This window comes from Alistipes sp. CHKCI003, from assembly GCF_900021155.1.
GTDB lineage: Bacteria > Bacteroidota > Bacteroidia > Bacteroidales > Rikenellaceae > Alistipes > Alistipes excrementavium.
In genome coordinates, this window is record NZ_FCNT01000025.1 from 12,351 (window position 1) to 35,118 (window position 22,768).

A 22,768-nucleotide genomic window follows, 5' to 3' on the forward strand; every position below is an offset into this window, starting at 1 on the left:
CCTCAGTGTTTGATATACCGTTGTTCCCAATTCCAAACCGACGTTTCGTAAATATGAGGCTCCTTCATACGCTTTTCGATATCAAAGATCGGTGAAGGAGGAGCAGTTAACATGCATTCGGGGCCGGTCCGGGTGTGAGCATTCTGATTCAGAACATTTGCTTTGGTTGCGTTCAGCCAATAGTCGTAGCCCATGAGATAATAAAATCCGGGCACAGCGTACTTCAATGATATCAAATCGTTGTCTCCATGGTCCAAAGCGCTCTTGACATCGTTCATACTGATTGTACGATGTCGGAAATGAAAAATATTTGCCATTTCCTGAAATCGCAAAAAGGCAACTCGGTCTTGATGAATGTAATAATCCAAGATTTTATGCGCTTTCTGATACCACGGGAATTTGAGCTTTATCATTAAACCGTTTTCAAAATATGCGACAAAACCCTCTTGATTAGGAAGATCTAATGCTACGATGTCATCGAAATTATCGAGATGTCCGTATTCCGGCGTATAATCGCGACTGACAGGAAATCCGATGTCCGGCAATTCCATAAGTTTTCCGGATGCTTTATCAATCATTCCAATTAGATAAAGATCTCTGATGTCGCCGTAATCGATCAATACTTTGGTTTCCGGATATACTGCCTCGAAAACATACGTGAACCGTTTATCGAATTTGTCAAACAAGTGGGAATATTTCGTATACAGCAATTCGGTGGCTTTTACAGCCTTGATATTCGTGAACGAGCGCTGCGTCGCTAAATACGGTTTATCTCCGATCCAATAAAGCGTAACCATAGTCCCGTCAATCTTTTCCAAGATTCGGAATTTCCCACGAGGAATCCGGACTATTTTATCTTCGCTCAGCAGCAGCGTATCGGATGATAAATATTGCCGGTAAGTCCAAAATTTTGGGAAAGGTCGTTCTACGACATTCCCATTTCCGTCCAGTATCAATCCTCGGCAATGGATGCTTATATTATCCCAAACAGTCGGTTTCGGCGGATTCCTGTCCGAATAATAGCCGAATAAGTACAAATCTTGTGTCGGATGTTTTTCATAGCACATCGTAGTCTTGACACAATATTCTTTCAGAAGATCAAGGTCGAATCTCATTTTGTCAGATAATTTATGCTGTACGGAATATAACCTTTATAGAACGGAGGTAGATCCATGCAACCGGCCAATTTTTCAAAGAATGTATGAAAATAGGACGACAAGTCATTTTCGTTCTCTGAAAGCGAAGGGTTCAAGAGATTGCGAATATCGACCAGCGCGGATAAACTTTCATCTGTCGAATCCTCTTCGTCAGGATAACTGTTCCAATCTCGGATGAGTGTCCCATAATTCGCAGACAATACGATTTTATTTTTATCGCTCTGCCGTTTATATTCCCAAAGGATCTTATCCTTGGCTTCCGAGATTCCATCGTGATTCAACAAAGACTTCGTAAATGGGGAAATACTTTCATTCACCATGATGTCCAAGAGTTGTCCGTTCGCTTTTATAAATTCATTCTTCGACAGGAAATAATTTTTGGCAGCGATCAGATAATAATAGGTAAAAAGAGTGATCTTTCTGCTGTCGCCGATATTCTCCTGAGAAAACATAATAAGAGACTCTTCTGAAAACCGGCATAAGATGTCGTATGTTTTCCGCCGGACTTCACAGGGGAGGTTGTCAATATAATTCGAAGGTCGCTCAAAAGGAATGCGAACTCTGTACAGCTGCAATTCGCTGACATTTTCATAAAGGTACAACTGCAATTTCCGAAGGATAACTTCTTTGTCCGGTGATTGTATAATAAATGTAATCAATATATCCCGATCGCTGATTTTTGTCTTATATTGCCAATCGATCCAGTATTGAACCTCGCGTAAATGAGTTTTTATGACACGACATAGCGGGATAAATGTTTTCGATATAAATTGTCGAAGATCGGCGATATCGCAAAAAAGCATGGAGATTTCATATTTGCGGCGAATCGTATCGGGCGCTTCCATAGATGCGGGAGTTTGTTGATTGTATATTTTTATCGGTTCAATGGCAGATAAAATCCGAGGTGCGATCCGGATCCTATCGAACAAAGTTACTACATGTGAGAATACTGTCGCAATTTCAATATCGCGGCCTAATATTTTTCGATACAATTCGGTCTGTGAGTAGATCTTGAATATGTAACTTTCTTCGGTGGCGGTGGCGATCCGATTTCGAAGATCATCATTGTCTTTTGAAATTATTATCAAAGAATCGGTCGTAGAGGACAAAAAAACCGCTAACGCGTGAAAGTAATTATGGGTCTGGCAGAATCGTATTACAGGTGTGATCGTATCAATATACATCGCGAGTTAAAATTGAATGGTTTGTCGTTCCTCGTCGGGCTGCTCGTCTCGAACGATTGCCGGTTTGGCCGGATGGAGTAATTTGTATATCTGATTGAATATTCTTGAAATCAGCCTCTTATTTTCGGTGATGACTTCAGCTTGTCCGTACATCGTTTCTGCGAAAATGAACTCTTGTCCTGACGAACTGGTAAGCCCGTTGGGCAAATCTATATATATCAAATAATTCTTGTCTATCGAACTGAGCGAAATATTACTGACGACTCCTTCCAATTGGCCGAACTCCTGATAAGGATACAAATCCATTTTGATATTTACTTTTTGACCTTTTTTAACGCTGCCGCCTCCGGCCGATGGAAGCAATGCTACTCCGAAATACTTATTGTCATTAAAAATCACATCGAATACGGGTTCCCCCGCAGAAACGAACGAGGCGTCAGAAATTAAATTGACGAACTCCACTGTCCCTGCTTCCGGTGTCTTGAAGACATAGGCATTTTCCCAGTTCTTAATTTCCGTCAGCAAATTATGATACGCCTCCAAAAGAGTCAGTTTCGATTCATCCAGCAATTGCTCGTATTCTTGTATGGTGCTTTCTTTGTGTATTTGGGTGTCGAGAAGGGATTGGGATTTTGCGAATATCTCTGATCGTACCGATGCAATTTGCCGCTCCGAATTGAGATAATCCAGATAGGTTTGATTGTATTCGGCTTCCAAAATCGCTCCCTTGCGAAATAGAACGGAATCCGTCCGAAACTGTTTCTGGCGTATTTCGTGTTGCTTCAGATTATTACTTAGAACATACTCCAATTGACGTAAATTGACAGAATCATTATGCAATTTTCGGTCGTAAAGTTCGATTTCATAGTCGTATTTGCTGTCATGGATCAGATTGTCGTAGTATTGTCTCTGCTGGCGGAATTGAAAATAGGCGGCTTCGATATTGCCTAAATATAAGGTGCTATCCCAAAGCGGAATGGACGGGAAAGTATCGGCAAGGACATCTATTCCATAGAGATTGTCCTTTATTAATTTAACATGCTCCGTATCGGCCGAATTCTCCAAAACAGCTATATATTCTTCGGCTTTACAATCACATGGCAGATTCTTTTTCAATAGTCTGATCTTGCCTTGTGTTTGTGCCTTTAAGACAATCGGAGGTTGAGTTGACGTAACCCGAACCTCAGCCGTTACGCGATCTGGGACTTTGATGATAATACTGAATACTATCAGCAAAGCGATAAATAAGGATAGACTGCCGACGATCACCGAACTGTAATTATCCGGAATTCGGTCGACGATCTCTTTGAATTCTGGGGAATATTTCTCTCGCGGTTCCATCAAGCTGCCTCCGTTAATTGATTCTGAAAAAGGCTCGGATATTCCTTTCCCTTTTCTATCAGTTGCCTGTGCGTTCCGACTTCAACAATTTTTCCTTGCTTCAGAACGACAATAAGATCCGCATCGACAACAGTTGCCAATCTGTGAGCGGCAATTACAATAGTTTGGCTTTTGAAGCGATCGCGAATGGAAGATATTATGCTGCTCTCATTACGCGAATCAAGAGTGCTGGTCAGTTCGTCCAAAAACAAAAAGTCGGGTTCGCTATAAATCGCCCGGGCAAATAAAATACGTTGTTTTTGGCCCTCGCTTACGCCTCGTCCGTTTTCTCCGATCATGGTATCGTAACCTTTGGACATTTTTTCGATCTCTCTACGAATATTTGCGACGGATACCGCGCGAAGCAGTTTGTCCCGATCGTATTCCCGACCGAAGACTATATTATTGCTAATAGAATCTTTGAGAAGAGCGCTTTCTTGAGTGATAACGCCGCAGTGTTCTCTCCATGTCGCGATAGAAAACGACGATAACTTCATATTACCTAAACAGATTTCGCCGTTTATCGGCTGATACAATTGTGATAGCAGTTTTATGAGCGTAGATTTTCCAGAGCCGCTTTCCCCTACGATGGCAACGGTCTGTCCTTGAGGAATCGTGAGCGAAATGTTTTGTAGAACATAATCGTCGTTAACCGAATATTTGAAAAAAACATTCCGGAGAACCAACGGTTGATGGAAATCGAGTACTTTATCGTTTTCGTTGCGATGTATGTTTTCGATCGGAATTTTGTGGATGTCCGTAACACGCATATAGCTGATATAACAAAGTTGCGACGACACTATGAAATTTACGATGTTATCCATCGGCATTTTAAGTTGGCCAAGGATGTACTGAACGGCGATAAGCATACCGATGGTCATCTCTCCTTCGATGACGGCCAATGCTGCGACATAAATCAATAAAGCATCTTTTACGGTCATCATGAGTGTACTGCCCATGTTTTGGATCTGGTCGACATGCATCAATTTGATTCTGGTTTTATACAATCCAACTTGGACTTTCTCCCATTGCCATCTTTTATATTGTCCGTAATTGTAATTTTTGATGTCGGAAATTTTCGACAGAAGTTCGATCCAATGGCTGTGATTCGATGCAAGATAGCTGAAATATCTGATATCCATTTTCTTGCGGATGGACCAAAAAAACAAAACCCAAATAACATAGAGCATACTGGCCGCAAGGTAAATCCAAAAGAGAGTCGAATCGTATATGAATAAGATCGACCCGAAAACCAGCAAGGACATAACGCCCAGCAGTGCATTGAAACCGGCCCCCATTATCATGCTTTCTATTCGATCGAAATCATATGTTCTTTGAAGTAAATCGCCCATAATCCGGGATTCGAAAAATGACAAGGGTAGTTTGAACAGGCGGACGAGGTAATCTGAAACCATACTGACCTTCGTCCTCGCGGAAAAATGGACATTGATCGCTTGTTTTATCCATTCTCCGATTGCCAAACTCAGCCCCAACGTAATGCTGGAAACAAGCATTAAAGTGATAAAACTAAAATCTTGTGCAGGAATGCCGATATCGATGACGGACTGTGTAATGATCGGAAACAGAGCATTGATGAGAGTCAATATGCACAATACGATCAGAATCTGCCAGATGCTTTTTCGATAAGGCTTTATATAGTTCCAGATGAATTCTAATGCGGAAATATAATTATTTTTGATCGCCTTGTTTTCCTTTTCATCTTTCTGAAAACATGCGGTTGGCTCAGCGACGAAGCAAACACCTCGTTTCCCTTTATAAGGGCCCGGAATATGATCGAGCCACCCTTTGGCAAATTCTTTATAGGAGTATTTGATCAGTCCGATAGCCGGGTCGGAAACGAAAATATATTTCTTAGTGATTTTATATACGATGACGAAATGATGACCGCGCCAATGTACTACGCATGGTAATGGGACTTCGTTGCGGAACCGACCATATGAGACATTGAACGCCAAGCATTTCAGATCGAGTTGTTCCGCCGCCTTTATGAAATCATATCCTGTAATACCTTCTTTCCTCGTGCCTGTGATTTGGCGCAAGTGATTTATATCGACGAACTTGCCGTAATACTTGCACAATAATTGCAAGCAGGCCGGACCGCAATCCCGCTTCTCCAATTGAATCGTATGAGGGAAAACTTTCTTAAATATCATATTCTTGTATGTAGCGGGAGAAATTATAGACGATACCGAATTTCTCCGTCGGTGTTAGTTGGAAAATAGACATCAAATGATCCAATACGTTCATCCATAAGATTGTATGCTTATTGGGAGAGTCGAAAATATCGGGAATTGCCGAGGCTCCAGCATCAATTTCATGGACAAGTTTATATAGTCGAGATATACGGTTCCGGATACGACCGATCTCGACGATCTCTCCATTGATGATCCCCTGTATTGTTTCCCTGTACGTAGAAAGATTTTTTTCATAGACTTCCGAATATAATTTCAACGCACCCTTCCGATAATCATCGATTTGCAACATATTATACAAACCGTTCGGATCTGCTGCATCGAGAATCAATTTATGGAAAAGTTCGGTTGCGACTTCCTTGCATTGAGGCGTTCCGATAACTTTTGCCGATTCGTATAGCAGCAGGGTTGATAAGATTTTAGCTGCGTGGTTTTTCTGATCGGGATTATTTTCTATAAGATTCGAAAAGCAATGCCAAATATCGCGGAAATGAGGAATAAAACTATAAAAATTATCGCGGCCTCCAAATATGATTCCTTCGTGGAAAAAAGTCTTATACGGGAACGTCATCCGGATTGATTGCTTCATATGATCGCCGGCATGTAGGGAGCTGTAATCGTTTAATCGATCGATTATTTCGGACATATTTTTTTCGGGAGTGAATAGGAAAAGAAACACGCCCTCCTCCATTGCCTGATTCTTCCCGATATAAAATACGTAAGAATAACACCCTTGGCAAATATTCTCTATCGAGTGAATACATTCCAATATTCGAGAATCCAGAACGTGAGAGGGGAAGAATACCGTCAGATTGTCCGAGTGGGGAAAAGTATATACCCATCCGGTCGTGTACTTGGTTTGGCGGCCGCCGAATTTTAGGAGGATAGAGTCTATATCTCGGATAAATGTCGTGGCATCGTGTGTGGCGACGAATGTTCGATAAGATTCTATAAATTCCGTATCCGATTCGTCCGATATTATGTTCCTTGCATTATGCTTGCCGTCAACAGTATAACTATGAGTCAACAGCTTCGAAGTGTTCAGTAAGATCTCGGATGCGATATATAACTTCTCGATTTCCGGAATATCCGCATTCAACCCCTCAAGCGCATTTGAAATTCTATGGATTAAAGCCAAGTCTTCGCATTTGTTTCGATGTTCTTGGCAGCTTCGCATGTATCGTTGCATCCGAGTCAGTATTTTGTTAGGAGTGTCTTTGATGATGCGTCCCTCTTTGAACATGGACGCATATATTCCTTTCCCATTGAAGGCGTCTTTGATTAGAGCGTATGGTGTCTTATAATAGGGAAAAAATATAAATTGAAAATTGCGGCCCGTCTCACACATCGATTCGCAATATATATAATTTATCTTTTTTGAAAAGATTACGATGTCCACATCCGAGTTGGAAATATTTCTACCGACGGCATAGCTGCCTGCCAATATTACGCCGTCAGCGCATTTTAGCAAATCGAGTATTCGCGGGGTAATATGGGCCGGCAGTATGCGAGAAATCTCGTTACCGCTCATTTCTCAACTTTTTCGAACAAGTACGCTCCTTGACAATGGTTGGTTTTCGATACGGTCGTCGTAAATGAAATACCGGACGCGGGTTGCGAGGGTGGGGAGTCGAAGCAAGATCATCGTGGCGGAACGCGACCGCTGAGCAGCCGTAGAAGCCGAAAGGCGTATGGACTGCGGGGCCCTCCTCCCGTGCAGAACCGATTCTTCTCATTTGAAAGCCGGGAATCGGCGATACGTCGTTGACAATGAGAATGAGTCGGTTTTTCATGCTATGCTGCTGGGATGATCGCAAATTTATCGCTCCGACAAAAAGCGTTCGAGATAGTTCAGAATCGACCGGTCGTCCATGAGCCCGCTGCCACTCGTAAGAATATCGGATTGGAATGTATCGGCAAGATACGTGTATGCCGACATGGTTTCGGCCCGCCGCATCCTCAGCCCCCGCACGAGGCGGACGTAGTCATCCGCGCAGAAATTCCGTTCGAGAACCGGGTTCATCCGGCACCCGGCCAGATAGATCTCAAGGCCTGCCTGCCGGTTCTGATCGAGAACCTCGACGAAAGAGAGCGGCGCCGCCGCGGCAAGCTGCTCTTTGATTTCTCCGGCCAACTTTTCCCGCACGCGCTCGATCGGCAGAATGGTCTGGAGCTGATCCAGAAACCGTTCGATGGCGGCATCCGTATCTTCAGGATGGGAATAGAGCCAAAAATCGGGGTCGCGCTTCAGCCGGTCGACCGCATCATCCACGCGATGAAAATCATGCAGTCCGTTCTGACGGTAATTGTCGAGCAGCGCCTTTTCCGAAAAATCCAGATAGGCTTCGACGAATCGATCCATGCTGCCGAATCTGTAATCGACGAGTTCTCGGATTCCGTCGAATTCGCGCCCCTCTCTGTCCATGTAGGAGACTTTGCCGTCGACATACCGCCCGAGTACATCGTAGCTGAACACGGAGGATCTGTCGGGAAAGAACGAGAAAAAAAAGCAGGAGTCGGCCGTTCGGACCATGGGCTCGAAACGGCTGAAGAGCGGTCCGGTTGTCATCGCTTGATCCGCCGCCGTGATGTCTCTTACGAATTTCGAGGGCGATTTGGCGATGACCGGGGAGGAGACGACATGGCGGAAACAAGCCAGAATCTCCTTGTTGCCGTACTCTACATATCCGATCTCTGAACCCCTGCCGACGGCTCCCTGCTGCGCAATCGTGAAGTCGTAGGGGCGGTAATCGACCAGTGGAACTCTGATGCAATCCAATCGGGCGGGCTGTTCCTGTCCGTATCCGCTAAAACAGAAGAACAGCAAGGGGAATAGCACTTTGAATATTCGGTTGTCCATATGTTTAATTATTGTAAGTCGGTTATTTAATTCCGAATACGAGGATGTAGAATCTTCCGGCGGGATCAGTGAACCACCCGTAATGATCGTCGGTGGCATCGAAATATTCGAAATATCCGTTTTCCGGATTGTAATCAGTTACGACTACGGCATGAGAGCCTTTGTCCATGAAACCTAATGCCGCATTCCCGGAATCGAACAATCCTTCCCATTGGGACGCAGGAGGATTTATTTCCGCGGTTCCTCCTGTAATCTCAGTCATGACCTCCTTCATTTGTGCTCCGGAGATTTGAGTTCCCTCTCCACCTTCGCCTTTCGTTGCACCAACCTTCTCAAGGAGGTTGTTCGCTTGGGTTAAAGCATCCGAAGCGGAGCTCCCCGTAAGAATCTGAATTATTGCAGCGATTGCTCCCGGTACGCAATCTCCATTCGGGACTTGGACCGTGGGGGTGTTGTTATGCTCATCATCGGAAACTTCTCTGTCCGGATTATCCGTACGGTCATAGTTAGAGTCCAGCTCCTGATCGTCGCGCAAGTCATCCTCGAAAGAGTCTCGATCTTCACGAGGATCATATCCCGGCCATATCCGGATCCATATCTACATCGGTATTTCGGTCGCCTTCGACCACTACCTCGGGAATTTCCCCGCCGTCAATATCGTAATATCCGCCGACGATTTTGCGGGCGTCCAACAAATCGATTGCGGGGGTTACCAGCTCCAATTCTTGTAAAGATTTTTTCATATCATACAACCTGTTGAATCATTTAATTTTCAAAGCATGCAGCGATTCAAGTCCTGATTATCACGAATCGGCAATCGTTCATTCGCTCGGTCAGGCGTCGAATTATTCGATAAAACGAATTTTCGTCGTTCTGACAGGCCGATGATTCGATGGGTGTGCTCCGTACGGATGAAAACGATTCCGTTTTCACAAGACTTCGGGCGTTTCCGCTCACCGGGCCTTTCGATGGAAATATCGTCGATACGACAGCCGACTTTACATTTTTTCAGTGTAGGAATCATTTTACGGATTCTGTTTCCGATTTGCATTCGACGGCGTAACCGTTATTAAAGTTGCGCCGGGTCCGGAATGGACCGGCCGTGGGCATCGAAGTCAAAATCGTCGATCAATAAATCGTACCTCCTCCGGACCGTCGTCCGATCGATTCTGAGCGGCAATAGGGAATCGGCTCGTTCCGTGGAGCGTAAAACACCGCGCCCTTGGCGCCTGTCAATTCTATGATAATCTTCTGCGGACCATTGTCGCTGCATCGAACGAGACGGTCGGTTATCGTTTCGCAGACTGATCTTTCGGAAATAAAACCCTATCCGCCAAATATTCGATCTCCAAGTCGTATGGCGGGATCCAGCCTTTGATGCGTCCCCGATAGATCTCATCATTATATTTCCGAACCAAATAGTTATAGGCCGCGACCGTTTTATTCTGTTGGATCAGGTGCTTTCGGGAAAAGGTCGTATAATCATCGTCCGACAGCGCGCTTTTCAAAAGAGACGACACATCTGTCAGCATCAGGAAGATCCGCCCCGCATCCCTGTTTTCGATATACGTTCGGAAGTTCGTGTTGAAAGATTCCGACTCCGGGCCCGATTCGGGCTGTTCGGCGAAAAATAGGTGCAGCGCATCTTGGAGCCGTGCCTCGGTCGCTTCGTCGATTCGCACCAATGAGGCGAGATCGTTCAGAAAATTGTCGATAGCGGAATCGACATCGTGGTCTGCAAAATAGAGAAAGTCGTAATTATTCTTCAATACGGATACGGCTTGTTCTTCGCTGTCGATCGAGTAGAGCATATTGCGGGTACCTCTGTGAGTAAGGGCATCTTCCACCTCTCGCACATAGGCGTCGAAAAACGCATCCAGCGATTCGCCGCCGCACGCCGCAGTCAACAACTCTTCCAGCGAAGCATACTGGCGCCCTTTCTGATCGACGAACCAAAGTTTTTTCCCGTTTTTGATACCGAGATATGCGTTGTCGTATTTTCGGCTCGGAAGCGGGGCGAAGAAAAAGCAACTGTCGTTCGACATGATTGCATCCTTGAAATCGGAGATATTCAAGATGCGTCCTTCTCTCAATTCCCGTTCTTGATACGCGCCCGAATAATAGCCTGAGCCGATGCGGTTGTCGAAAATAGAATGATTGTCTTCCCCGACGACGTAGTAATCCTGTTCGGGCCCGCATCGGAACGCATCCATAAGACGCCCGTAAAAGTCGAACGGAGTATAGACCACAACGGGAACCTTCTTTCCGTTCGGAGTGCGATCTGCCTGTGCAAATGAAAAGCCGGGTATCAGCAAGATGATCGCAAAGATGGTGATAGCCTTATTTTTCATAATTACTGAATTACTGATTATCTAAACAGAATAATAGAACACTGCTTTGAAGTAATAGACCCCTCTGTGCCTAAAACAGGATCGTAATAGTGAAAACTATTCGAATCCATGTCATAATCCTCAAGATATATCATGTGCCCGTTCTCCCCCGTATTGACATATCCTAAACCAGCTCCATCACTATTAAAATGCTCATAAACTTCTTGAGACGTCATGACTCCGGATATGTAGGTTACCTCGAACCCGGCAGCAGAAAGCAAATCCACAAATTCGGACGTAGAAAGTGTCGGTATTCCCATTTCACCGGACGATGGGTCGGAATTTATGCCGCATTTATCGAAAGCATTATCTGCTGCTTTAACTGCATCAGTGTCGGAACATCCTGTTTTTGCTTGAATGGCAGTTGCAACAGCCCCTAAAACGCACCAGCCGTTCGGCACTTGAACCGTTAATTCGATTTCTTGATCTCTATTTTCATCAAAGCTTTCGCGATCGCCCTCGGTATCATGTCGGGAGTCCAGCTCCTGATCGTCGCGCAAGTCATCCTCGAAAGAGTCTCGATCTTCACGAGGATCATATCCCGAATCCATATCTACATCGGTATCTCGGTCGCCTACAACCACTACCTCGGGAATTTCCCCGCCGTCAATATCGTAATATCCGCCGACGATTTTGCGGGCGTCCAACAAATCGATTGCGGGGGTTACCAACTCCAATTCTTGTAAAGATTTTTTCATAATATACTAATAATATATTTAATTAGTTGGAGGTTAGTTTATAATTCCAGCATATTAAAACTTTTCGTAAAATTATAATAAAATACAATCCCTTTTGCAGCCCGTGAGATCTGTTCACTGATTTCTATTCCATATAAATTATTGGCTGCAAAGTCGTGCCAATAAGAGTACCAATGCTTATATTGTCGTGTGTCTGTTTTATATTTAGGATAAAGTTGAGTTGCTTTGGTCCTAACTTTATTCAATGCGTACAGCAAGAAACCTCCGCTTCCGCATGACGTATCAAGAACTTTTGAATCGTACTGAATAGGTAAGACATCCACAACAAATTGTACAATTTCACGGGGCGTGAAATATTGGCCATATGTTCCTCTAAAAAAAGAACCCATAAATGTCTCAAAAGCTCGCCCTTTACTATCGAGGTCAGTTTCACTCAGATTGATACTTTCAAGATACCCAACAACAGTGCGTATCTTTTCCGGGGTTAATCTGATATTATCACGGAATACCTCTTTATCTTTTGACCTACCTTCCTCATACAATGCTATTATGCGTTTATAAAGATTGTCATTCTCAATGAGGCGTCTTTTGTTTTCATTTTTCTCCTCATCTTTGGACACGGTGATAATTTGAAAATCGTATGGTTCACCCATCTTTCTGGGCTTGCGTTCATCCCATATCTTGCAAAATATGAGTTTGTCCAGTTCATCAAAGGCTTCAGAAGGATTTAACTGTCCTCCAGCCCAAAGTGCTTCATGAGCTTGTTTGAATCTTCGTGTGAGTTCTGCCTGGTCAATTACGGAAAGATCAAAAAACGCTGTTCGCCAGCTATTTGTGGTAAAAAATAAGCATCATAAACATATTTATAGGATGCCACTGTCTTTACTCCAAATTGAGGAATATCTGGCATTTGATTCCGACTATTTTGAGTCTTATCTACTTCAAAATAGTCTGATTTGATTCCTGATGTAACCCAAACATATTTAATATCACAAGGTAAGGCAAATGCATAGCTATAAGCTTGTTCTATTGCTTGCTGATATTCTGCTTCGCTTACTTCCTCCCGTTTACACTCAACCAATATATGTGGTCTTATGCACGCATCATCTTCATATACGATTATGTCTGCTTCTTTAACCTCTCGTCCCATTGTAACTTGGACAAATTGTTTTATGCGTCGGGCGGGATAATTATAGTCAAGGATTAACCGCAAAACGGTCTCTGCCTGTACCTTGTCTTCTGGTTTATTATATGCATATTCTTTATTATTCTGAAATAAATATGTAATGCGAGACATATCTTCATTTAAAGATATGTAACCCTTTTCCAAACCAATTTTGATATAATCTTTCATTTATTTACTATGGCAATTAAAACTGATACTTAATGTTTCGTGGTAACTATTAGTTCTCTAATATCCACATCTAATGTTTCCGCAATTTTCATTAGCATCTCTAATGATGGCTGCATTTTGTTGGAACACCATTTTGAAACAGTTGATGTATCTTTATCCAACTGTTCTGCCAACCATTTTCCTGTCTTTTTCTGCTCTGCTAAAACAACTTTTAGCCGATTCAAATTTTTCATTATCTATCCATATTATTGGCTTATTGTACAAATATATTGTTTTTATCTGACATTTAGTCATGGCTGATATTTTTAATTTTAAAAAATACAAATAAAAAGATTAAATGCAATTATGCTGATGGACTAAAAATTGAGATAGGATTCTGTTGTAAAGGATTCCTTGACAACTGTCGCAGACGGTAAAAACTATTGGGTTAAATATTATAATTTCGATGTCGTTATCTCGGTCGGCTATCAGGTACAAAGCCATCGCGGTACATAGCTCTGCTAATAGTAAACAAGGTGCTGAAAGAATATCTGCTGAAATGTTGTAAGGCATTACGAAGAACCTTATTTCGCCACAGGGCGAATACTTGCGTCAAAGTACCGAATTTTCAAAAATGTCCATGTCTGTAACGTCAGTCAAATTGTTTCCCAGGAATATTCTTTTTCTCGTTCATGACAGTTACTTTCTTGTGTCTCCGGATCAACTCCAGCAATCACTTTCCTTCGGGCGTAATGTTTCCGGGATATAATCAAAATCCGTATCAAGGTTATCCCGTCATCTTTTTCATATGAATCTCATACCGGAAACGGTATGCTTGTTCGTAGCTTTTCTCCTCTGCTTGCGGCCCCGATGGTTTTTATAGCCGCCTCTGCCGGACAGCCTTAACCGCCTCACGATCCGTTTCTATACCTATCAGCCCTTATTTTATTTTTTTAGGCAAAATTTTTGCCGTACAGTTTCCATAATTGACAACTTTGAATTATCTTTGTGAAAACGAGAGATTATGAATACAAGAATCGATAATATTGGAGCTTTGATCCGCAGCGAACGGACCCGCCGCGGCATGACGCAGGAGGAGTTGGGCAAAAAGGTCGGCGTGGGCAAGGCTCAAATCTCCAAGATCGAGAGTGGGCGAGGACTGACGATCCGGACAGTCACGAAGGTATTGGACGCACTTGGCCTGTCGGCGTCGGTACGCTTGCTGGCTATGGTTCCCGTAGATCGGCGTGTAATCGGTTACATTGTGGCCAACATAGGCGAATTTGCATGCACGCATGGCATGACGGTGCGTGAAGCCAGCAATTATCTGAACCGCTACAAGGGGCTGGACTTCCTCGCTGAGCACTACGAGGCTGAGCACCTGCTTTCGTTCAGCGACAGCGTACGGGATTTGACCCGTGTGTGTTACAATAACGGAGGAGGTGTAAAATGAAACTCTACCACGGATCGAACACTGCTATCGCTCGGATAGATTTGGCCCGGTGTAAGCCCTACAAGGATTTCGGACAGGGATTCTATCTGACCGAAATAGAAGAACAGGCCGTGCAGATGGCCTGTCGCACGGCGGCTATCTACGGTGGCGAACCGGTCGTTACCGTTTTCGGGTTCGACGAGGCAGTGGTGATGGCCGACGGAGTACTATCCGTCAAACGCTTTGTTGAGCCCGACGAGGAGTGGGCGTTGTTCGTGATGGCCAACCGCAGCCGCGATGGCGCGCATCCCGTCCACGATTACGACATCGTGATAGGCCCGGTAGCCGACGATACTATCGCCACGCTCTTTCGCAATTTCGACGACGGGATCATCGACCTGCCGATGCTGGTTGCAGGATTGCGCTACAAGAAGGTTTCTTCGCAATATCTTTTCCACTCGGCACGCGCCGTTCGATACCTCGAAATATTATGAACGATAAGAAAATACGCTACCTCACGGAGGGCATTGTCAAGGACATCGTCTCCTATCTGATGGAGGACGAGAGGCTGTCCATGACCGAGGCTATCGCCCTGTTCTACAATTCGGAAACTTTCGCCAGGCTCTCCGATCCCAAGACAGGGCTTTATGTCGAAAGTTCAGCCTACGTGTACGAAATATTGAAGGCTGAGATGAAAATGGGTAGGATACAATAATTTGGTAACTTACGTTTAGTCAACCAATCCATAAACTCTTGGATAAACGATTCTAATCCTATTGGTAACGCAATAATTATCAGTCTGATGATATGCCTACCAAACGACGTATTATGTATCGAATGACACAACAATGTCAAAAGTGGAACAAACAGCAGATACTGAACCATTACAAAGATATCGTCCGTCTGCTGAATGAGCGGCACGATCTGCTTGCGATACGATAGGGCGACAAACATTTCAAGTACTGTATAGCATCCACTCAACTGAGTTGCAGGAGGTCATGAAACTGTTGAGTTGTTCCAATTCGACGCTCTGCTTGCAGAAAGCTATAAAATTTGAGTCAAGTTCCATCCTTTTACACGCTTCTTTCTAATTAATTCCTCTTGTTTTTAATTATATAGCTAATTATAACATTTGGCAGACTATCATTTGTCTGCCAAATATGTTTGTAATAATTATGGGATTATATCCCGTTTTTTATTGGTGTTTACTTTTTCTATTTCATCCCATTCTGCCAGAGAGATAATTTCATGGTATTGTTTCAATGATAAAACATTCTCCTCACTATCCATACATTCGTACTCCCATGGAAGTTGATAAACGTCCCTTCTTCATGATGGCCCATGTAATCGTGGAATGTGTACGGAATCAATTTCACATGATCCTCCTCCTTGAGTATTCGCAAAAGTTTGTCAGCGTCGTGTATTTCCAAAGGAGCGCCAGATTTGTATAGTGCAGTGGCGACTTCTACCGCAACATCCACATACGCCGAGTAGCTGTTGGAAACAATGATTCTCCATCCGGGGCTGTCAAAATCCGATGCGAGTATATTCAACCGCGACAATCCCAGTTCCCCATAATGGTCCGAAGCGAATTTGTTGAAATCCGTCTCACTGTCGAGAGCGTATTTATCCTGCAAATCACAAAATTTAACCATGTTGTAATATGCGACATCCTGTAATTCCAATGGCACTCCATTCGGAAGGGAACGCTTCTTTCGTGTAGTGTCAAACCTTTCAAAATACCGGTCATAGGCTTCATGAGCGATCCGATAATATTTGCAATACGAACGTATCGTCATTGTATCTAACGGCCGCCCGAAATTCTTGCAGACGGAATCCTCCAGTGCTTTTATTGCCGTCGTCTCGTCTTTGACCTCAATTTTAAATCTCGGTTCGATTCTGTTGAACTCCTTTCTCGCAATTCTTCCGTTTCGCTGCTGGTAAGGAAGATGATTCGCCACATAAGCATTGAACCCCTCCGGATCTTGTATGATAGCATCGATTAGCTTATGAAAATATAAGGCCAACTTTACAAAGAAATCCCTTTGCCATTCGGGATAGAAACAATCATCTATTCTGTCTCCATATCGAGAATAATTCGCAATAGTAAAATACGAGTGTTTCCTATCCGTGAATTGTATGGTACGCTTTTCTTTGTATCTGGCGGAGCTGACATGATACCATACCGTTTCTCTGGGATTTGACAATTCCCAATCCCGGAGGTATTCTTCCTTGTTCTCATATTCTCCGTCTGCAGTCGACGCTTCGCAATCTCCCCATTCTGCCGGAGTAGGGCGGGGTAATTCGATATAAAATCCTCTGTATTCATCGTCGCCCATTTCTTCCAGTCGGGCAAATTGCTCCTGAAGTTTAACTAACACCTCCAATGTATCGTTATCAACCACGATTTCTGTGTCGCGTCCGCTTCCGAGCTGTTCGAATATCGCAGCATTCAAACCGCATTCTTTCGCCAAGTCTATGAAAAGATGCTTGGTAAAGATTATCTTCTTATGCGGTTCTATCTTATGTCGTTCCATATCTCATTCGTTTTCAATCGTTAAAAATTTGCCCGGATCAAATCCGTTGATTATATGCTCGTTCTCAAATACATATCCCATCTGGTTGCAAATCACTTTTGTATTCCCGATTTCTGTGTCGATATTGGTATGCGAATGTCCGTAAATCCAAGCATCGATCCGGCTGTTACCGATCAGGTCTCCGTATTCACCGGCAAAGGCACTGTTCAATACGGAACCTTTATGCTGAGGAGCAATAACCTGCAAAGTAGGCAGGTGGTGAGTCTCGACCACTATGTGTTTTGCCGTACTTTCGGCAAGACTTTTTTTGATATGACCTAAACAGAAGTCATGCATCCGATTATATGCTTCCGTTTGGAGCAGTTTCCCTTTATACATGGTCTGACGGAAATCGTTAAGTCCTTTCCAAACGAAATATTCGTCTGCCGGCTCGATATGCGACCAAAATGTGCTCATTATGAAATCGGTGTCGTCTATTCTCAATACCTGATTTTGATAATAACCGATATTCTCTTTGAACATCCATCGCCATTGTAACCCCCGCTCCATTACATCACAATAATTGTAATACTCGTGGTTCCCGGGAACAATAAGAACCTGCCTATAGTTTTTAGAAGCCCATTTCCAGAAATTCCCCAAAGGAGTCACTCTGTCCTTCAGATAGAAAATGTCTCCTGCCAATACGAGTATATCGCCCGTCACAGGGAATCCGTTATGTTTTATGTGCCTGCTGTTCTCCCTGAACTCAAAATGCAGATCGCTCATATATTGTATTCTCATATTACTTATTTTTATTTGCTTGTTCAACCTGTTTTTGGATTATCCTCTTTACCTGCTCAAATGAGACCGGAGTAAGGTCATTATTATCCACTCCCACATCATATTGCGTCGGAAAGAGCATATCCAGCCGTGAAGCGTCTTTTCCCGTATTATTCTTGCTTGTATGCACGTGTCCGAACAATTGCCACGTGTTCCCGTAAGCACCTCCATAGCAGAGGAACGGACAGTAGTTCAGGTAGATTTTCTGTTTGTCGACCTCTATGTGCATTTGCAGGCTTGTCAATTCAAACCTGCTGGCGTACCCTTGCCTGATGTTTTTCAATGATAGATTGCCGAGAACAAGATAGATTTTTCCGTTCAGTCTGTCGAGAATCTTGGTCCATTCATGGGAGCCTCCCGGACAAAAAACTCATAGGTGAAATACAATATCGTCTTGGCGAATCGCTCGGTTCCGGTTTTCGATCAGCGTTTCATTCATATCTTCTACATTCTTGAATGGCCTCTTGCAAAAGCCAATGATATTCGAATGATAAAAGTGCGTGTCCGATGTAAATACACCTTGCTTCCGTCGAATTTCCAATTCATTTAGCTCTCTTTTGTGCATATTGCAGTGCGGTTAATTATAATTGGTTGTTATCGTGTTTATTGGACGGAAATGACGGGAAAGGAATTGCACGGAGCAAACAGTTGCCAATGGGCATACAACAGAATAGTTGGAAAGTTCGGTAAGGACTCTCCAACTATTCTGTTGTTTATTCTAAGATCAAGATACGAGCATCTATCGCATCTTATCTCCTATATGTGTTCGTTGGAAAAGTATTTATGATATTCTCTGGCGTTTCAATGCTCCAAACATGAAGAACATACGACTGGACTTCGAAGCATTTGTTGCCTCGAATTGTCGTTTGGGATAATATGTTCATTCTATTTTGCTGCATTGTAAATTTTCAAAAGAGGTGCAAATGTACAGAATAATTTCGCAATACTCCAAATATTTTTCAGTGAATTCTTTAAATCACCTCTAAAAATCAATGTGAGACATAAGAGGATGTTCAATATGCTATTTATTCGAATGCTTCGCAATAATGGTGGGGAATATTTATCAGATATATTATATGAAATCTCACTGGTGATGATTTCTGCTGTTATGTTCAAATATGTTAACTGTTTGATTGTTAGAAGTAATTATGGCTGGAAAACAATTTCAGTTCTATGCGAATATTATCTGTAACTTGGATAAGTTTTACATGGTACTGATAAAATTTGCCTATTTACCACCGTTAAATTGCACGAGGGACAGAATTTTGTCCTTTGTATCCGTTCAGAGAGCAAACGGGGGAGAAAATCATAACAAATGATACGATACTTTATTATTCCTGTATGTTTAATATGTTGATTATCAATGTTATTGAAGTTAGATTGTTTCTCCTTTCATTTTCTATTTCTTGCTGTATAATATAATGGTAATCAATTAATTATGTGTGATTATTTGCCGATGCAGAACTTGGAAAAGATGGTTCCGAGGATTTCGTCGTTGGTGATTTCGCCCGTGATGGTGCCCAAATGGTAGAGTACGCTGCGGAGCTCCTCGCCGAGCAGATCCGTGGGCAGTGAGCCGTCAATGCCGGCAAGCGCCCGTCCGAGAGCCGTGTGGGCCGATGTCAGGGCTTCGTAGTGGCGGGCCGACGAGACCACGGGATCGCCGTGGTAGAGGGCATCGGTGTCGACTGCCGCGCGGAGCGCTTGCCGCAGGCGGTCGATGCCCATCCCTTCGCGGGCGGAAATGGCGATCGTGCCGGCGGGAAGGGCGGTGCGGGGGGCCTTGTCGATTTTATTGACGACGTCGATGATCCGACGGTTCGGAGTCGTACGGATGGGGGAGGTGCGGTCGGATGGTGCGGCGGGAAAGTCTGTTCCCGAAAAGTCTGGGCGCCCGCCGGCGGGTGCTGCGGGGCTGTCGCCGGTCCGATTCGCGGAGGAGCGGTTTGCGGTCGCGTGTGCAGCCAGCATATCTGCAATATCCGGAGGGGCCGCCGCATGCCTTGCGTCTGTCGTGTCCGGGGTCTCCGCCGCATCGACTATGGATGCCGCGTCGGCTGCAAGCGCCGAGTTTGTCGTGCCCGTCATGCTTGATGTGCCCGCTGTGCGGTCCGCTGCGTGCGGTGCGTCGGATGCAGCCATTCGCCGGCCGGCGTCCTGCATTCCCTCCCGAAGTGGACCGGTCGTCTGACCGGCGGCCGGTTCCTGCGGGAATGCGCTGTGAAGCGGGGAGGGCGTATCGGACGGGGACGCGGCGCCGGCCATCGACTCCGCATCGGTCATGCGGATGACGATCCGCGCCCGCGCGACGGCGGCGCGGGTCCGTTCGATCCCCATGCGTTCGAGCCGGTCGTCGGTCGCGCGGATGCCCGCCGTGTCGATGAAGCGGAACAGTACGCCGTCGATGTCCATCGTCTCCTCGATGGCGTCGCGCGTGGTGCCCGCGATCTCCGAGACCATGGCGCGTTCCTCGCCCAGCAAGCGGTTCAGCAGGGTCGATTTCCCGACATTGGGGGCTCCGACGATCGCCACGGCCACGCCCCGTTTGAGGGCATTGCCCAGCGAGAAGGAGTTGCGCAGGGCCTCTATTTCGGCGTCGATCCGGCGCATCGTCTCCCGCAGTTCGGTCCGGTCGGCGAACTCCACGTCCTCCTCGGAGAAGTCCAGCTCCAGTTCGAGCAGCGACATCAGCTCCACGAGCCGGCCGCGCAACGCACGGAGCGCCGAGGAGTAGCCGCCCCGCATCTGGGCCGAGGCCAGCGCATGGGCGGTGCGGGAGGAGGAGGCGATCAGATCGGCCACCGCTTCGGCCTGCGCGAGATCCATCTTTCCGGCGAGGAACGCCCGTGTGGTGAATTCGCCCGGCCGGGCCATGCGGGCGCCCGCGGCGAGGAGCAGCCGCAGGATTTCGGCGACGATGTAGGCGGAGCCGTGGCAGGAGAGTTCGACCGAATCCTCGCCCGTATAGGAGTGCGGTGCGCGGAAAACCGTTGCGAGCACGTCGTCGATCGTGCGTTCCGTTGCGTCGGGGCCTGCCGGAGTGTCGGTGCCGGCCGAATCGTCTGCGGGGCGGCCGTGCGGGGGCGCGGGGCGGCCCGAAGCCTCTGCAAACCCGCTGCCGGAGGCTTCGCCGGGACTGTCGGCGTCGATCGCCGCCGACGGTGCGCTCCATGCGGGGGCCGGCAGCGTTTCGGCGCTGTCCGCTTCGTGGGCGGCGTCTGCGCATGCCGCCGGAAGGGGTGTCGGGCGCAGGGCGTGCGACCGGGACTGTGCCGGGGGACAGGGTGTCGACGGCGAATCTTGGCGGAGGAGGCGTCGGTCGGTGCGGTCCGTCCGCAGCGATTCGGCCGGCGGTCCGTACGCCGGGGCCGGGGGCTCCACGATGCGTCCGTAGTGGACCGTGTGAGAGGCCGCGTCCCGCAATGCGGTCCGTCCGCGGAAGATGCGGTCGCAGACGGTCAGCGCCTCTGCGCCGCTCACGCGCAGGACGGCGATCGCGCCGCCGGAGGCGGTGGCGGGCGCGACGATGGTATCGTGTTCGGGGGCGGGCATTCTAACGACCTTCGATGCGGATTTTCTGGCCGAGGCGGAGCTTGTTGGCGTTCTTGATGCCGTTCCAGCGCATCAGCTGGGCCGTGGTTACACGGTATTTGCGGGCGATGGCGCCCAGTGTGTCGCCTTTCTTGACGGTGTAGATCGTGCCGGAGCGTTGCTGGCGTTTCTTTTCGAGGTTCGCCGGATTCATGTACTCCTTCAGGTAGGCCGAATCTTTGGCGAAGATCGAGTCCTGCTGCTGGATGTAGCGGCAGACGTAGCGCTGCGGAAGCACGAGGGAGTAGGTCTTGGTCGTCGCCGGCACGATGTCGAGCTTATACTGCGGGTTGAGCTGGCGCAGGGTCTCCATCGGAATGTCGATGGTCGACGAGACCTGTCCCAGATGCAGCAGCCGGTCGACGCGGATCGTGTCCGTGGCCAGCGGCAGCGGGGGCTCGGTGAATTCGATGCCGTGGAGCTTGTGGTAGGCGTAGGCGTAGGAGGCGCCGATGAAGGCCGGTACGTAGCCGCGCGTCTCGCGGGGCAGGAAGTCGTAGATGTCCCAGAACGTGCGGCTGCCGTCGCCGGCACGGGCGAGGGCCTTGTTCACGTTGCCCGGTCCGCAGTTGTAGGCGGCGATGGCCAGCGTCCAGTCCTTGTAGAGGGTGTAGAGGTCTTTCAGATAGCGGCAGGCGGCGCGCGTCGAGAGGACGGGATCGCACCGCTCGTCGACGAGCGAGTTGACCTCCAGTCCGTAGACCTTGCCCGTTGCGGGCATGAACTGCCACAGACCCGCTGCGCCCATGGGGGATACGGCCGTCGGCGAGAGGGCCGATTCGATGATCGGCAGCGCGCGCAGCTCGACCGGAAGACCCGCCTTGATGAGCTCCTCTTCGATCAGCGGGAAGTAGTACTGCGACATGCCGAGGATGCGGCTGATCGTGCCGGAGCGGACGTTGGTGTAGCGGTCGATGTAGCCTTTGACGATGTAGTTGTAGGGGAGCTGCACGGGCGATACGAGGTCGCGCAGCCGCCGGACGTAGACCGAGTCGGGCGTCCGGTCGCCGGCGGCGGCCGCCGCCGGGTCGAAACCGACGTAGGTGCTGAAGAACTCCTCGTAGGCGCCGAGGGTCTGCCGCTCGCGCCAGACGGCCAGCAGCGAGTCGATCTGCACGGGGGAGGTCTCTTATACACATCGCCGAGCCCACGAGACTCCTGAGCATCTCGTATG

Annotated in this window: 22 protein-coding genes and 2 pseudogenes; 4 read left to right on the top strand and 20 right to left on the bottom strand. The window is 46.7% G+C overall.

Annotated elements, in window-relative coordinates; genetic code table 11:
- Positions 1–2: 2 nt before the first annotated feature.
- The 14 genes from BN3659_RS03695 to BN3659_RS03755 form a co-directional block, all read right to left on the bottom strand.
- The gene (locus BN3659_RS03695) at positions 3–1,115 is read right to left on the bottom strand and encodes an RNA ligase (protein WP_091534670.1); all 1,113 of its coding nucleotides are present in this window, start codon (positions 1,113–1,115) and stop codon (positions 3–5) included.
- A complete protein-coding gene (locus BN3659_RS03700; protein WP_141682479.1) occupies positions 1,112–2,002 on the bottom strand; it encodes a hypothetical protein in 891 nt (296 codons plus the stop codon). Before BN3659_RS03700 ends, BN3659_RS03695 begins: the two co-directional genes overlap by 4 nt.
- Positions 2,003–2,347: 345 nt before the next feature.
- Positions 2,348–3,682, bottom strand: coding sequence for an HlyD family efflux transporter periplasmic adaptor subunit (locus BN3659_RS03705; RefSeq protein ID WP_091534673.1), 1,335 nt, complete (start codon positions 3,680–3,682; stop codon positions 2,348–2,350).
- Positions 3,682–5,895, bottom strand: coding sequence for a peptidase domain-containing ABC transporter (locus BN3659_RS03710; RefSeq protein WP_091534675.1), 2,214 nt, complete (start codon positions 5,893–5,895; stop codon positions 3,682–3,684). Before BN3659_RS03710 ends, BN3659_RS03705 begins: the two co-directional genes overlap by 1 nt.
- Positions 5,885–7,465, bottom strand: a complete 1,581-nt coding sequence (locus tag BN3659_RS03715; protein ID WP_091534676.1) for a nucleotidyltransferase domain-containing protein — start codon at positions 7,463–7,465, stop codon at positions 5,885–5,887. The genes BN3659_RS03710 and BN3659_RS03715 overlap by 11 nt, the downstream gene beginning before the upstream one ends.
- A 288-nt stretch (positions 7,466–7,753) precedes the next feature.
- Positions 7,754–8,794 (bottom strand): hypothetical protein, encoded by a 1,041-nt coding sequence (locus BN3659_RS03720; protein ID WP_091534678.1) that lies wholly within the window; start codon positions 8,792–8,794, stop codon positions 7,754–7,756.
- A 22-nt stretch (positions 8,795–8,816) separates the two neighbouring features.
- Entirely contained in the window at positions 8,817–9,329 is a 513-nt protein-coding gene (locus BN3659_RS12780) for a hypothetical protein (protein ID WP_141682480.1), read from the bottom strand.
- Between the two features lie 34 nt (positions 9,330–9,363).
- Complete coding sequence (locus tag BN3659_RS13070; RefSeq protein WP_171847692.1) at positions 9,364–9,537, bottom strand: hypothetical protein; 174 nt, start codon at positions 9,535–9,537, stop codon at positions 9,364–9,366.
- Between the two features lie 29 nt (positions 9,538–9,566).
- A complete protein-coding gene (locus BN3659_RS12785; RefSeq protein WP_141682481.1) occupies positions 9,567–9,818 on the bottom strand; it encodes a hypothetical protein in 252 nt (83 codons plus the stop codon).
- A 265-nt stretch (positions 9,819–10,083) separates the two neighbouring features.
- Positions 10,084–11,145: a hypothetical protein gene (locus BN3659_RS03740; protein ID WP_091534683.1), complete on the bottom strand. Its 1,062-nt coding sequence runs from the start codon at positions 11,143–11,145 to the stop codon at positions 10,084–10,086.
- 17 nt (positions 11,146–11,162) lie between these two features.
- On the bottom strand, positions 11,163–11,882 hold the full coding sequence (locus tag BN3659_RS12790) for a hypothetical protein (protein WP_141682482.1): 720 nt from the start codon (positions 11,880–11,882) through the stop codon (positions 11,163–11,165).
- A gap of 38 nt (positions 11,883–11,920) precedes the next feature.
- Positions 11,921–12,535, bottom strand: coding sequence for an N-6 DNA methylase (locus tag BN3659_RS13275; RefSeq protein WP_216092788.1), 615 nt, complete (start codon positions 12,533–12,535; stop codon positions 11,921–11,923).
- 143 nt (positions 12,536–12,678) lie between these two features.
- The gene (locus tag BN3659_RS13280) at positions 12,679–13,236 is read right to left on the bottom strand and encodes a type I restriction enzyme HsdR N-terminal domain-containing protein (protein WP_216092789.1); all 558 of its coding nucleotides are present in this window, start codon (positions 13,234–13,236) and stop codon (positions 12,679–12,681) included.
- Between the two features lie 29 nt (positions 13,237–13,265).
- Positions 13,266–13,469 carry a helix-turn-helix transcriptional regulator gene (locus BN3659_RS03755; RefSeq protein ID WP_091534687.1) on the bottom strand — a complete coding sequence of 68 codons (204 nt, stop codon included), beginning with the start codon at positions 13,467–13,469 and terminating at the stop codon, positions 13,266–13,268.
- Between the two features lie 160 nt (positions 13,470–13,629).
- Between BN3659_RS03755 and BN3659_RS13435 the strand changes: the two genes are divergently transcribed.
- The 4 genes from BN3659_RS13435 to BN3659_RS03775 all read left to right on the top strand — a co-directional run bounded on the left by BN3659_RS13435 (position 13,630) and on the right by BN3659_RS03775 (position 15,362).
- The gene (locus tag BN3659_RS13435) at positions 13,630–13,731 is read left to right on the top strand and encodes a virulence RhuM family protein (protein ID WP_224757894.1); all 102 of its coding nucleotides are present in this window, start codon (positions 13,630–13,632) and stop codon (positions 13,729–13,731) included.
- A 508-nt stretch (positions 13,732–14,239) separates the two neighbouring features.
- On the top strand, positions 14,240–14,668 hold the full coding sequence (locus BN3659_RS03765; protein WP_091534688.1) for a DUF3791 domain-containing protein: 429 nt from the start codon (positions 14,240–14,242) through the stop codon (positions 14,666–14,668).
- Positions 14,665–15,141 carry a DUF3990 domain-containing protein gene (locus tag BN3659_RS03770; RefSeq protein ID WP_091534690.1) on the top strand — a complete coding sequence of 159 codons (477 nt, stop codon included), beginning with the start codon at positions 14,665–14,667 and terminating at the stop codon, positions 15,139–15,141. The genes BN3659_RS03765 and BN3659_RS03770 overlap by 4 nt, the downstream gene beginning before the upstream one ends.
- Complete coding sequence (locus tag BN3659_RS03775) at positions 15,138–15,362, top strand: hypothetical protein (RefSeq protein ID WP_091534692.1); 225 nt, start codon at positions 15,138–15,140, stop codon at positions 15,360–15,362. Before BN3659_RS03770 ends, BN3659_RS03775 begins: the two co-directional genes overlap by 4 nt.
- A 544-nt stretch (positions 15,363–15,906) precedes the next feature.
- On the opposite strand, the gene BN3659_RS03780 is transcribed toward BN3659_RS03775, so the two are convergent.
- From BN3659_RS03780 to BN3659_RS03805, 6 genes and pseudogenes are all read right to left on the bottom strand, one after another.
- Positions 15,907–17,184, bottom strand: coding sequence for a hypothetical protein (locus BN3659_RS03780; protein ID WP_317041645.1), 1,278 nt, complete (start codon positions 17,182–17,184; stop codon positions 15,907–15,909).
- A 3-nt stretch (positions 17,185–17,187) separates the two neighbouring features.
- The gene (locus tag BN3659_RS03785) at positions 17,188–17,964 is read right to left on the bottom strand and encodes a metallophosphoesterase (protein ID WP_091534694.1); all 777 of its coding nucleotides are present in this window, start codon (positions 17,962–17,964) and stop codon (positions 17,188–17,190) included.
- Position 17,965: 1 nt separating this feature from the next.
- Positions 17,966–18,549: pseudogene (locus BN3659_RS13440) on the bottom strand (metallophosphatase).
- A 900-nt stretch (positions 18,550–19,449) separates the two neighbouring features.
- Positions 19,450–21,153 carry a tRNA uridine-5-carboxymethylaminomethyl(34) synthesis GTPase MnmE gene (mnmE, locus tag BN3659_RS03800; protein ID WP_410488787.1) on the bottom strand — a complete coding sequence of 568 codons (1,704 nt, stop codon included), beginning with the start codon at positions 21,151–21,153 and terminating at the stop codon, positions 19,450–19,452.
- A gap of 234 nt (positions 21,154–21,387) precedes the next feature.
- Positions 21,388–21,555: pseudogene (locus BN3659_RS13650) on the bottom strand (tRNA uridine-5-carboxymethylaminomethyl(34) synthesis GTPase MnmE); the annotation flags it as partial.
- Position 21,556: 1 nt separating this feature from the next.
- A complete protein-coding gene (locus BN3659_RS03805) occupies positions 21,557–22,711 on the bottom strand; it encodes a lytic transglycosylase domain-containing protein (protein WP_091534699.1) in 1,155 nt (384 codons plus the stop codon).
- Positions 22,712–22,768 lie beyond the last annotated feature (57 nt).